The organism is Thermohalobaculum sediminis, from assembly GCF_023487995.1.
GTDB lineage: Bacteria > Pseudomonadota > Alphaproteobacteria > Rhodobacterales > Rhodobacteraceae > Thermohalobaculum > Thermohalobaculum sediminis.
Genome location: NZ_JAMFKN010000008.1, coordinates 128486 through 140384 on the forward strand (window position 1 = coordinate 128486; position 11899 = coordinate 140384).

General features: G+C 71.0%; 12 protein-coding genes. 6 read left to right on the plus strand and 6 right to left on the minus strand.

Annotated elements, in window-relative coordinates; genetic code table 11:
* Position 1 precedes the first annotated feature (1 nt).
* Positions 2-1147: a M24 family metallopeptidase gene (locus tag M1105_RS15800; protein WP_249581342.1), complete on the plus strand. Its 1146-nt coding sequence runs from the start codon at positions 2-4 to the stop codon at positions 1145-1147.
* 264 nt (positions 1148-1411) lie between these two features.
* Here the strand turns inward: M1105_RS15800 and M1105_RS15805 are convergent, their stop codons facing one another.
* Positions 1412-1912 carry an Lrp/AsnC family transcriptional regulator gene (locus M1105_RS15805; RefSeq protein WP_249581343.1) on the minus strand — a complete coding sequence of 167 codons (501 nt, stop codon included), beginning with the start codon at positions 1910-1912 and terminating at the stop codon, positions 1412-1414.
* Positions 1913-2021: 109 nt separating this feature from the next.
* On the opposite strand from M1105_RS15805, the gene M1105_RS15810 reads away from it, so the two are divergent.
* The 3 genes from M1105_RS15810 (at position 2022) to M1105_RS15820 (ending at position 4799) form a co-directional block, all read left to right on the plus strand.
* The gene (locus tag M1105_RS15810; RefSeq protein WP_249581344.1) at positions 2022-3041 is read left to right on the plus strand and encodes a mitochondrial fission ELM1 family protein; all 1020 of its coding nucleotides are present in this window, start codon (positions 2022-2024) and stop codon (positions 3039-3041) included.
* A gap of 70 nt (positions 3042-3111) precedes the next feature.
* Positions 3112-4080 (plus strand): thioredoxin-disulfide reductase, encoded by a 969-nt coding sequence (gene trxB, locus M1105_RS15815; protein ID WP_249581345.1) that lies wholly within the window; start codon positions 3112-3114, stop codon positions 4078-4080.
* Positions 4081-4091: 11 nt separating this feature from the next.
* On the plus strand, positions 4092-4799 hold the full coding sequence (locus M1105_RS15820) for a methyltransferase domain-containing protein (protein ID WP_249581346.1): 708 nt from the start codon (positions 4092-4094) through the stop codon (positions 4797-4799).
* A 535-nt stretch (positions 4800-5334) separates the two neighbouring features.
* Here M1105_RS15820 and parC read toward each other — a convergent pair.
* On the minus strand, positions 5335-7662 hold the full coding sequence (parC, locus tag M1105_RS15825) for a DNA topoisomerase IV subunit A (protein ID WP_249581347.1): 2328 nt from the start codon (positions 7660-7662) through the stop codon (positions 5335-5337).
* A gap of 136 nt (positions 7663-7798) precedes the next feature.
* Between parC and M1105_RS15830 the strand changes: the two genes are divergently transcribed.
* Complete coding sequence (locus tag M1105_RS15830) at positions 7799-8014, plus strand: YgaP family membrane protein (protein WP_249581348.1); 216 nt, start codon at positions 7799-7801, stop codon at positions 8012-8014.
* Between the two features lie 6 nt (positions 8015-8020).
* Here M1105_RS15830 and cueR read toward each other — a convergent pair whose 3' ends face one another.
* Genes cueR through M1105_RS15850 form a run of 4 tightly spaced genes read right to left on the minus strand, consistent with a single transcriptional unit; the run spans position 8021 to position 10747 of the window.
* Positions 8021-8416: a Cu(I)-responsive transcriptional regulator gene (gene cueR, locus M1105_RS15835; RefSeq protein ID WP_249581349.1), complete on the minus strand. Its 396-nt coding sequence runs from the start codon at positions 8414-8416 to the stop codon at positions 8021-8023.
* Between the two features lie 27 nt (positions 8417-8443).
* On the minus strand, positions 8444-9358 hold the full coding sequence (gene fmt / locus M1105_RS15840; RefSeq protein WP_249581350.1) for a methionyl-tRNA formyltransferase: 915 nt from the start codon (positions 9356-9358) through the stop codon (positions 8444-8446).
* Between the two features lie 5 nt (positions 9359-9363).
* Positions 9364-9894 carry a peptide deformylase gene (gene def / locus M1105_RS15845; RefSeq protein WP_249581351.1) on the minus strand — a complete coding sequence of 177 codons (531 nt, stop codon included), beginning with the start codon at positions 9892-9894 and terminating at the stop codon, positions 9364-9366.
* A 40-nt stretch (positions 9895-9934) separates the two neighbouring features.
* Positions 9935-10747, minus strand: coding sequence for a class I SAM-dependent methyltransferase (locus M1105_RS15850; RefSeq protein ID WP_249581352.1), 813 nt, complete (start codon positions 10745-10747; stop codon positions 9935-9937).
* A gap of 163 nt (positions 10748-10910) precedes the next feature.
* Here M1105_RS15850 and M1105_RS15855 point away from each other — a divergent pair, with 163 nt between their 5' ends.
* Positions 10911-11891, plus strand: coding sequence for an HpcH/HpaI aldolase/citrate lyase family protein (locus M1105_RS15855; protein ID WP_249581353.1), 981 nt, complete (start codon positions 10911-10913; stop codon positions 11889-11891).
* The last annotated feature ends 8 nt before the right edge of the window (positions 11892-11899 follow it).

The window sequence follows — 11899 nt, forward strand, 5'->3', positions numbered from 1 at the left end:
GATGCTCCACTTCACCCAAGGCGAATTCGACAAGCGCCTCGCGCGCGCCCGCGCCGCGATGGCCGATCGCGGGCTCGACGCGATGCTCCTTTTCGCGCCCGAGAGCCAGTACTGGCTGACCGGCTACGACACCTTCGGCTTCTGCTTCTTCCAGTGCCTGATCGTGACCGACCGCGAGCCGGTGCTGCTGACCCGCTCGGCCGATCTCAGACAGGCGCAGCTCACCTCGACGATCCGCGACATCCGGGTCTGGAAGGATCGCGCGGGGGCCGACCCCTCCGAGGACCTCGCTGCCATCCTCGCCGAGCTGGGCCTGACTGGCGGGCGCGTCGGGTGGGAGACGGCGACACAGGGGCTGACGCACGCGAACGGCCGCAGGGTCGAGGCGCGCATCGGGGCGATGGCCACGTTGGTCGATGCCTCCGACCTGATGGGCCAGCTGCGGCTGGTGAAATCCCCCGCCGAGATCGCCTATGTCCGCCGCGCGGCGGAACTGGGCGACGCCGCCTTCGATGCCGCGGTCGCCGCGACCCGGCCCGGCGCGAACGAGGGCGACGTGCTCGCGGCCATGCACGACGTGATCTTCCGCGGCGGCGGGGACTACCCGGCGAACGAGTTCATCGTGGGCTCGGGCGAGCACGCGCTGCTCTGCCGCTATCAGGCCGGGCGGCGGACCTTCGGGACCGAGGACCAGCTCAACCTCGAATGGGCGGGAACCTATCGCCACTACCACTCGGCCAATTTCAAGACCGTGGTGATCGGCAAGCCCCGGCCGCAGCACGTCTCGATGCAGTCGGCCGCCCATGACGCGCTGATGGCCTGCGAGGAGGCGCTGCGCCCCGGCCGCCCGATGGCCGAGGTGTTCGACGCGCACGCCCGCGTGCTCGACGCCGCGGGGCTGGGGGCGCACCGGCTCAACGCCTGCGGGTACTCGCTGGGGCCGCGCTTCGCGCCGTCGTGGATGGAGGACCAGATGTTCTACGAGGGCGCGCCCACGATCATGGAGCCCGGGATGGTCTTCTTCCTGCACATGATCCTGATGGATTCGGCCAGCCAGACCGCGATGTGCCTCGGCCGCACCTCGCTGGTGACCGAGGGCGCGGCCGAGCCGCTGAGCCGGATGCCGCTTGGCATGGTGGTGGTCTGAGGACGCTGCGCCGGAACCCTCGCCGCCCCGGGCCCCACCCGGGGCCATCTTCACAGTATTGCGCGAAACCCTCGCCGTCCCGGGCGCGACCCGCGACGTCGCGGACACCGCCACCCGCCCCCACGCTGCCTCCGGTTTGACCCGGGGCCTTGCCGAGTCAGGCCTGTGGCATCGGCGCCCCGGGTCGAGCACGGGGCAGCAGGTGGCGCCACCGCGCGGCAGGACGTGCCCGGCGCTGCGGCCCGGACCGCGCCGGCCGCGCCCTCAGCTCCCCTCGGGGAACAGGTGGTCCGACATCTCGAAGGGCACGCCCGGCTCGTTCTTGGCGGCGCGGATCACCAGCGAGGTCTTGACGCTCGCGACGTTCGGCGCGGCCGTCAGCTGCCCGGTCAGGAAGTTCTGGAAGCTGAGGAGGTTCGGCGCCACGCATTTCAGCAGGAAGTCGATCTCGCCGTTCAGCATGTGGCACTCGCGCACGATCGGCCAGCCGCGCACCAGCGTCTCGAAGGCCACGAGGTCGCGTTCGGCCTGGCTTTTCAGGCTTACCATGGCGAAGACCGCCACCTCGTAGCCCAGCGCGCGGGCGTTGACGCGGGCGTGATAGCCCTCGATGTAGCCGGCCTCCTCGAGCGCCCGGACCCGGCGCAGGCAGGGCGGCGCAGAGATGCCGACCCGGCGCGAAAGCTCGACATTCGTCATCCGTCCGTCGCCCTGAAGCTCCATCAGGATGCGCCGGTCGATGGGGTCGAGCTTGGTGGCCGACATGGGCGTTTGTCCCTCTCGCGTGGATCGCCCCTCTGGTCAGGGGGCTTTGGGGCAGATATGTATGCGGCAGCCGCCCCGAAAGCAATAAAATTGCAGGCCCACGCAACAAATGGAAAGTTCGCGCACGGAGCCCGGAATTCTCGCCATCTGGGCGATGACCGATGGCCGGGCGGGGAACGTCGCGCAGGCGCTGGGTCTCGCCGAGGCCGTGGCGCGATGTAGCCCCGCCTCGGTCACGGCGCAAGAGATCCGGCCCAGCACCGTTGCCGCCGCCCTGCCCGCCCGGATCTGGCACGCGCTGCGCTGGTTGCCGGGCTGGCCCGAGGGCGGGCTCGCCCGCGGCTGCCCGCCCCCCGGCCCGCCCTGGCCCGACCTCGCGATCGGCGCGGGACGCCGCGCCGCGCCCTTCGTTGCGGCGCTGGGGCGGCGGCACGGCGTTCGGACGGTGCAGATCCTCGACCCGCAGATGGACCCCGCCGCCTTCGACCTGATCGTGGCGCCGGAGCACGACCGCCTCGCCGCCCCCAACGCCATCGCGACGCTGGGCGCGGTCGGGCGCATTACGCCGGATCGGGTGGCCGAGGCCGCCGCCCGCCTCGCGCCACGCATCGCGCACCTGCCCCCGCGCCGGGTCGCGGTGCTGATCGGCGGCAGCGGCAATGCAGCGCGCTGGTCCGAGGACGATGCCGACCGGCTGGTCGCGCAGCTCGCGGCGCTCGTGGCCGGCGGGACAAGCCTGCTCGTGACCACGTCGCGCAGGACCGACCCGGCGGTGGTGACGGCCTTGCGGGCCGATCTCGACCCCACGCAAACCTTCCTCCACACCGGCGAGGGCGAGAACCCCTATCCCGGCATGTTGGGGCTGGCGCAGGCCGTCATCGTGACCGAGGATTCGGTCAACATGGCCTCCGAGGCCGCTTCGACCGGTCTGCCCGTCCATGTGTTTCGCGTGTCCCACCCCTCGGCCAAGGCGCGCGCCTTCCACGCGGCACTCGCCGCGCGCGGCATCGCCCGGGATTTCGAGGGCGCGATCAGCCAGTGGTCCTACCCGCCGCTGGCCGAGGCCGACCGGGTGGCGCGCCTCGTTCTCGCGCGCCTGTTCCCGGGGCGAGAGGTCGCGCAGCCGTGAGCCCGATCCCCTCTTGGCGCGCCGCGCCCGAGCCCGTATCTAGGGGCAACCGCCGCGAGAGGACCGCCCCATGGCAGAACCGCGCAAGATCCGCCTTCTCATCATCGGCTCGGGCCCCGCGGGCTACACGGCCGCGGTCTACGCCTCGCGCGCGCTGCTCGAGCCCGTGCTGATCCAGGGCATCCAGCCCGGCGGCCAGCTCACCATCACCACCGAGGTCGAGAACTGGCCGGGCCTGATCATGACCCAGGGCCCCGAGCTGATGGAACAGATGGAGGCCCATGCCCGCGCCGTCGGCACCGAGATCGTGGCCGACCACGTCACCCGACTCGACGTCTCGAAGCGCCCCTTCGTGGCGGAGTGCGACTCGGGCGCGGTCTGGATCGCGGACGCGGTGATCCTCGCCACCGGCGCGCAGGCGAAATGGCTGGGCCTGCCGTCCGAGGAGAAATTCAAGGGCATGGGCGTCTCGGCCTGCGCGACCTGCGACGGGTTCTTCTACCGCGGCAAGGAGGTTCTGGTGGTCGGCGGCGGCAACACCGCGGTCGAGGAGGCGCTGTATCTCGCCAACCTCGCCTCGAAGGTCACGCTGGTGCACCGCCGCGACAGCCTGCGGGCCGAGGCGATCCTGCATCAGCGCCTGTTCAAGCACCCGAAGGTCGAGGTGATCTGGGACCACCACGTGGACGAGATCCTCGGGACGCCGGCCGATGGCGTGACGGGCGTGCGCCTCGCCCACGCCGCGACAGGCGAGACCCGCGAGGTCGCGGTTCAGGGCGTCTTCATCGCCATCGGGCACGCGCCCGCGTCGGAGCTCGTCAGGGATCAGGTCGAAACCCATCACGGCGGCTACGTGGTGACCAAGGGCGACTCGACGGCGACCTCCGTCCCCGGCCTCTTCGCCGCGGGCGACGTGACCGACCATGTCTACCGCCAGGCCGTGACCTCGGCCGGCATGGGCTGCATGGCGGCGCTGGAGGCCGAGCGCTTCCTCGCCGCCGAAGCCGACGCCGGCACGGCCGCGGCCGCCGCTGAGTGACACAGCCCCCGTTGAACGGGAGCGCCCCCACGGTCGTCCCGCTCGCGCTCAAGGCCGAGCTCGACGCCATCGCCGCGGCCATGCCGGGGCCGATCCTGCAGGTCGACGCGCGCACGCAGGTGATCGACCGCGGCGCCACGGGCCGGCGCACATGGCGCGATAGGGCGGGCGCGAAAGGCTTCGTCGGCGCCGATCTTTCGCTGGACGAGAATGTCGATGCCGTCTTCGACATCTGCTGGCCGCTCGAACGCATCCGCGCGGCACTCCTGCCCGCGGGCCACATGGTGTTCGGCGGCATCGTCTGCGCGCATCTGCTGGAGCATGTGAGGGACCCCTTCACGGCCGCGCGCAACATCGCGAGCCTGCTGGCGCCGGGAGGTCGGGTCTTCGTGCAGGTGCCCTGGGTGCAGGCCTTCCACGCCTTTCCCGACGACTACTGGCGGATTTCGCTCTCGGGCCTCGAAGTGCTGTTCGAGGGACTCGCACCGGTCGATGCGTTCTATTCCGGCGGCTCGGGGGATGTCGGCTTCCGCATCACCCGCGACGGGCGAACGGACTTTTCGCGGCCCACCCGCGAAGCCGAGGCCGAGCTGTTCCAGGTCCTGCTGCCGCGCGAGGCGAGCCAGCGCCTTCTCGCACAGGCCGGCAAGCGGCTGCACCTCTCGCGCGGCTACCTGCCGGTGACGGTGATCAATTTCGTGGCCGAGCGCCCGGCCTGACGGGCATGGCGAAAGCGAGGGCAGGCGAGCAGCGCCCGGTCCGGCTGGCATCCCGTCCGGGACACCGTGGCCGCCTTCTCCGTCCACCCACGGAAAACCGGCCCGCCGGGCGCTGCCGCCCCCCGTCTCGGGGGCGCCACGGCCAGAGGCCGGGCGCGCACCCGCGCTGCAAGGCAGATCGCCTCGAATCATGGCGAATTTGACGCAGACGTCTCCCGTGCCGCGGCGATCGGACTCCGCCGGCCCGGAACCTCGGCAACCTGACGGCCCACCCGCCTCCGGCTGCCGGCACACCACGCGACAATCCCTTTGCCGCAACACCGCGGGCCTCGCGGACCGCGCCGCACGAGCGACGGGGAAGTCAGAAATCCACGCGACCCCCCGTCGCACGGCACGCCAAGCAGAAACACCAACGCAGAGCTTTACGCCACGAGGTTTGTTCTAGGCGCGGAACGGGGCTGTTTTTGGGCTGGAACGAGGCCATTGCGGAACGGCATTGCGCCGAATTCTTGCCTCGCAACCGCAGAAGGCGGCCTTAAGTGAACCGATTATCTCGGGGAAATCCGCGCGGCGCCATTCTACCTGCGCTTGCGCGCCGCGCCACATATTCGCCCAGATCGCGCTCGGTTCGCGTTCGGCCCGCGGGATCGCGCCACGCAAGGCCGTGCTCCATCGCGAAGGTGATGGCGTCCGAAAGCCCGCCATCCTTGTATTTCTGCAGCCGAACGCCCTTGCCGCGCGTCATTTCCGGCAGCTCAGCGAGCGCAAATACCAGCAGTTTCCGATTCTCGCCCACCACGGCCACGTGATCGCCGGTCACAGGCGCGCAGACCCGCGCCCTGGCGCCATCGCGCAGGTTCAGCACCTGCCGCCCGGTTCGCGTCTGCGCCAGCACCTCGGCCTCGGCCACGACGAAGCCGTCGCCTTCGGACGAGGCGACCAGCCGTTTCGCCCCCGGCTGATGGACGAACAATGCCACGATGTCGTCATCATTGCCGAGATCCATCATCAGGCGCACCGGCTCGCCCATGCCGCGCCCGCCGGGGAGGCGCTCGCAGGCCAGCGTGAAGAATCGCCCGTCGGTGGCGAAGGCCAGCAGCCGGTCGGTGGTCTGGGCGTGGAAGATGAAGCGGCCCTCGTCGCCGTCCTTGTATTTCAGGTCCGAGTCGAGCGGGATGTGCCCCTTCATCGCCCGGATCCAGCCCATCCGCGAGCAGACGACCGTGACCGGCTCGCGCTCGATCAGCGCCTCGACCGGCACGTCCTCGACCGCAGGAGCGTCCGCAAGCCCGGTGCGCCGCGCCCCCTCGGGATAGGGCGCATGCGCGCGGCGGGCCATGGCGATGTCCTCGGTCAGGCGCAGATGCCTCAGCGCCCGGGGCGCGCCGAAGCGGTCGCGCATCGCCCGGATCTCGTCGCCGATGCGGCCCCATTGCAGGCTCTCGTCGGCCAGCAGGGCCTCGAGATCGGCGCGCTCGGCCAGCAGTTCGTCGCGCTCGGACCTCAGCGCCATCTCCTCGAGCCGGCGCAGGCTTCTGAGCCGCATGTTGAGGATCGCCTCGGCCTGCACGTCTGAAAGGAACACGCCCCCAGGCGCGTCGCCGTTCGACCAGTCCTCGGCCATCATCACGGCCTTGGGGTCGTCCTCGGTGCGGATGATCTCGATGATCCGGTCGAGGTTGAGGAAGGCGATGATGTAGCCCTCGAGCACCTCGAGCCGATGCGCGATCTTGCCCAGCCGGTGCCGCGAGCGGCGCAGGAGCACCTCGCGCCGGTGGTCGAGGAAGGCGCGCAGCACCTCGCGCAGGCCGCACACCTTTGGCACGCGCCCGTCGATCAGCACGTTCATGTTGAGCGGCACGCGGACCTCGAGGTCCGAGCTGCGGAACAGCGTCTCCATCAGCAGCGCGGGGTCCACCGTCCGCGCGCGCGGCTCGAGCACCAGGCGCACGTCCTCGGCCGACTCGTCGCGCACGTCAGCGAGGATCGCCACCTTCTTCGAGGTGACCAGCTCGGCGATGCGCTCGACCAGCTTCGACTTCTGCACCAGATACGGGATCTCGGTCACCACGATCTGCCAGGTGCCGCGGCCCAGATCCTCGACCTCCCAGCGGGCGCGCAGGCGGAACGATCCGCGCCCGGTCTCGTAGGCGGACAGGATGCTCTCGCGCGGCTCGACCAGCACGCCGCCGGTGGGGAAGTCTGGGCCGGGGACGAACTCGGCCAGCGTCTCGGTCCGCGCGTCGGGGTGGCGGATCAGGTGCAGGAGCGCGTCGGCAAGCTCGCCCGCATTGTGCGGCGGGATCGAGGTCGCCATGCCCACCGCGATGCCGGTGGCACCGTTCGCCAGCAGGTTGGGGAAGGCGGCCGGAAGGACCTCGGGCTCCTCCTCCTCGCCATCATAGGTCGGGCGCAGATCAACCGCGTCCTCGTCGAGCCCGTCGAGCAGGGCCTGCGCCACTTCGGTCAGCCGGCTCTCGGTGTAGCGCATTGCGGCCGCGCCATCGCCGTCGATGTTGCCGAAATTGCCCTGCCCGTCGACCAGCGGATAGCGCAGCGAGAACTCCTGCGCCGCGCGCACCAGCGCGTCATAGACCGACTGATCGCCATGCGGGTGATACTTGCCAATCACGTCGCCGACGACGCGGGCCGATTTCTTGTAGCCCGAGGCGGGGTCGAGCCTGAGCTGCCGCATCGCCCACAACAACCGCCGGTGCACGGGCTTCAGTCCATCGCGCGCGTCCGGCAGCGCCCGGTGCATGATGGTCGAGAGCGCGTATGTCAGATACCGCTCGCCCAGCGCCCGGGCCAGCGGCTCGGGGATCTCGCGCTGCATGTCGGTGTCGGTGGGCCGCCTGCTCATAGATGTTGTGTAACCCGTGCATGCGCGGGCGTCCAGACCGATGCGGCGAACAGGACCCGGGATTGATCGCGATCAACGCGCGGGACGACGGGCCGCGGCATCAATCGTCCATCCGCCATCTGGCATCGGAGGCATCATGGAGACCCCCGGACCCGGCCATGTCGGCAGTGCCGACCGCGCGGCCCGCATGATTCTCGGAATCGTGCTCATCACCTTCGCGCTGTTCTGCCCCTTCGCCCACAGCCTCGGGCCGCTGGCGGTGTGGGGCTCGGGGCTCGTGGGTGCGGTGCTGATCGTGACCGCCGCGATCCGCCGCTGCCCGCTCTACCGGCTGCTCGGCATCCGCACGTGAGGGGCCTCAGCGCCGCTCGCCCGCCAGCCCGTTCAGGATCGGGCAGTCGGGCCTACCGTCTCCGGCGCAGGCTTCGGCCAGATGCGCGAGGTCGGACTTCAGCTCGGCCAGCTCGGCCATCTGGCGGTCGAGCTCGACGATGCGCACCTCGGCGATGCGCTTGACGTCGGCGCTCGCCCGCCCGCGGTCGGCGTAGAGGCCCAGCAGCTCGCGGCACTCGTCGATCGAGAAGCCGAAGGCCCGGGCGCGGCGCACGAAGCCGAGCCGACGCACGTCGCTTGCGGAATAGTCGCGATACCCGTTACCCCCGCGCCCCGACGGCGCGACGAGGCCGATATCGGCATAGTAGCGGACCGTCTTGACCGGCAGGCCCGAGGCCCGGGCGGCATCGCCGATGCGCATGGCAACCCTCCGTTTTCCTCGCGAAGTCTAGCGCAGCCGCGTGCCGTGCGCGACCGGAAGGCCATTTAGGAACTCGGCCGCCGTCACCTCGCCGCGCCCGGCGCGCTGGAGCCGCGCAAGCCTCAGCGCGCCCTGCCCGCAGGCGACCAGAAGGCGGTCGTCCAGCACCTCGCCCGGCGCGCCATGGCCCTGCTCGGGCAACGCCATCAGCACCTTGACCCGCTCGCCCGCGATCTCGCACCACGCGCCGGGGAAGGGCGAGAGGCCCCTGACATGCGCCGACAGCGCCGCCGCCTCGCGCGTCCAGTCGATGCGGGCCTCGGCCTTGTCGATCTTGGCGGCGTAGGTAACGCCCTCTGCGGGCTGCGGGCGCGCCAGTGCCCGCCCGGCCGCGATATCGGCCAGCGTTCGCACCATCAGGGGCGCGCCCATTTCCGCCAGCCGGTCGTGCAGCGTGGCCGCGGTGTCGTCGCGCGCGATCGGGGTGGCCTCGCAGGCCAGAACGGGACCGGTGTCGAGCCCCGCCTCCATCCGCATCACGCAGACGCCGGTCTCGGGGTCGCCCGCCATGACCGCCCGCTGGATCGGCGCGGCGCCACGCCAGCGCGGCAGCAGCGAGGCGTGGAGGTTGAAACAGCCGAGGCGAGGAGCATCGAGCGCGCGCTGCGGCAGGATCTGACCATAGGCCACCACCACCGCCGCATCGAGGCCCAGCACCTCGAAGCCCTCCTGCACGGCGCCGTCGCGGAAACGTTCGGGGGTCAGGACCGTCAGTCCCAACTCGCTGGCCGCCACCGCCACGGCCGAGGGGCGGGGCTGCTTGCCGCGCCCTGCGGGCCGCGGCGGCTGGGTGTAGACGGCGGCGATCTCGTGCCCGGCCGCAGCCAGCGCGCGCAGCACCGGCACCGCGAAATCAGGCGTGCCCATGAAGGCGAGGCGCAAGGCGCTCAGGCCTCCGCCCCCGCCTTGGCGCGCTCGCGCTTCAGCTTCTTCATCTTCTCGGTGATCATCCGCCGCCGCATGGGCCCGAGATAGTCGATGAACAGCCGCCCGTTCAGATGGTCGATCTCGTGCTGCACGCAGGTCGCCCAGATGCCGGAATAGCCCTCCTCGCGCTCGGCGCCCTGCGCGTCGCGGAACCGCACGCGGACCGATGCCGGGCGGGTGACGGTGGCGTAAATCTCGGGGATCGAGAGGCAGCCCTCCTCGTAGTCGGCGGTCTCGTCCGAGGCCCAGACGACTTCGGGGTTGATCAGCGCGACCGGCTGCGGCGGCTCGTCCTCGCGCCGCGCGCAGTCCATCACGATCACCCGTGCGTTCACCCCCACCTGCGGCGCGGCGAGGCCGATGCCCGGCGCGTCGTACATGGTAGCGAACATGTCCTCGATCAGCCGCGCCTCGGCGGGGCCGATGTCCGTGACGCCTTCGCAGACCTTCTTGAGGCGCGGATCGGGGTGGATGAGGATGGGTCGCAGCATGGCGGTCAGGTAAGGAGAATGTGCCGCCGATGCAAGCAACTCATTGCCGGTCGGCGGTTACGAGAAGCGCAGCCTGCGGCACCGCCAGACCCGCGGCCGTGGCGAAGGGCGCCATCGCCGCCTCCATCTCGGCCACGATCGCTGCCAGCGCCTGGGGCGGCGCCGACGACACGGTCTCGGCCAGGGGCGAGGCGAGGAGTTCCGCCGGGACGCAACGCTCGGCCGGCGCCATCACGCGAATCAGCTCGATCTCGGTCTCGGCGATGCCCGCGAAACCCACGGCGCGCAGGTCGGCGTGCAGGAACGCCGGATCGGGCCGGGCGAAAGGCGCTACGCAGCGCGCCGCCGCCTCGGCGCCGAGGTGCCGGCCAACGCTCTCGCCAAGGGCCGCGAAGAATGGTGGCACGCCGCTCCAGATGCTGAAGGCAAGGCGCCCGCGCGGGACGAGGACTCGGGCCATCTCGGCCAATGCCGCGCGGCGATCGGGGAAGAACTGAAGCCCCTGCTGGCAGATGGCAAGGTCGAACGCGGCGGCGTCGAACGGAAGGGCGGCTGCGTCCGCCTCGCGATACTCGGGGATGACGCGGCCGGTCACGGGCTGGCGCCGGGCCACCGCGATCATCGCCGGATTAAGGTCGACCCCGACGACCCGCCCCGCAGGTGCGATCATCCCGGCGACAAGGCGCGCGACGATACCCGTCCCGCAGGCAATGTCGATGATGCGCTGGCCGGGCGCGGGGGCGAGCCGTCGCAGCGTCCCCTCGGCCAGCGGGCGGAAGATCGCGGCGACCTTCTGCGTCTCGTAGCGCTCGGCGGCGGCTGTCGAGACGGCGTAGGTCTCCCGGATGGGCATCGCCCCCTCCTTCCCTCCCGCGCCTGAACCGAAACTAGCAGACGCCAACGGCTGCGACAAACGGGAGGGGCCAGGCCCGTGTCGATTGACGCTCCACGGCCCGCCATCTAGTGTGCGGCGCAACAATCTTGCGCCGCACTGCGGCATGCCGAGGAGTCGCCCGATGAGCTTCACCGTCCAGCCCGCGCCCGTGGCCCGCCCCAACCGCTGCCAGCTGTTCGGCCCCGGCTCGCGCCCGGCGATCTTTCCCAAGATGGCGGCATCAAGCGCGGACGTGATCAACCTCGACCTCGAGGATGCCGTGGCGCCCTCGGACAAGGAGGCCGCGCGCGCCAACATCATCCGCGCGATCGACGAGATCGACTGGGGCCGCAAGACGCTGTCGGTGCGGATCAACGGGCTCGACACGCCTTACTGGTATCGCGATGTCGTGGACCTGCTGGAGCAGGCGGGCGGGCGGCTCGACCTCATCATGATCCCGAAGGTCGGCAACGCGAAGGACCTCTACGCCGTCGAGGCGTTGGTGGCCGCGATCGAGGCCGCGAAGGGCCGCCGCAAGAAGCTGGGCTTCGAGGTGATCATCGAGACTGCCGCCGGCCTCGCCCATGTCGAGGAGATCGCGGCCGCGACGCCGCGGCTGCAGGCCATGAGCTTCGGACCCGCCGACTACGCCGCCTCGATGGGCATGCAGACCACCGCGATCGGCGGCACCCAGCCCGGTTATTTCATGATCGAAGACGCGCGCGCCGATGGCGGCCCCCGCGCCATCCACTACCCCGACCCATGGCACCATGTCTCGGTCGCCATGGTCGCCGCCTGCCGCACCCATGGCGTGCTGCCGGTCGACGGCCCCTTCGGCGACTTCTCGGACCCCGAGGGGTTCCGCGCCCAGGCGCGGCGCTCGGCCACGCTCGGCATGGTCGGCAAATGGGCGATCCACCCCAGCCAGGTGGCGCTGGCGAACGAGGTGTTCACCCCCTCGGACGCCGCCATCGCCCAGGCCCAGCGCGTGCTAGAGGCGATGGAGGCCGCCAAGCAGGCGGGCTCGGGCGCCGTCACGCTGGACGGCAAGCTGATCGACCTCGCCTCGATCCGGCAGGCCGAGGTGATCGTGAAACAGGCCGAACTGATCGCGGCGGGCTGAGCGGTCGC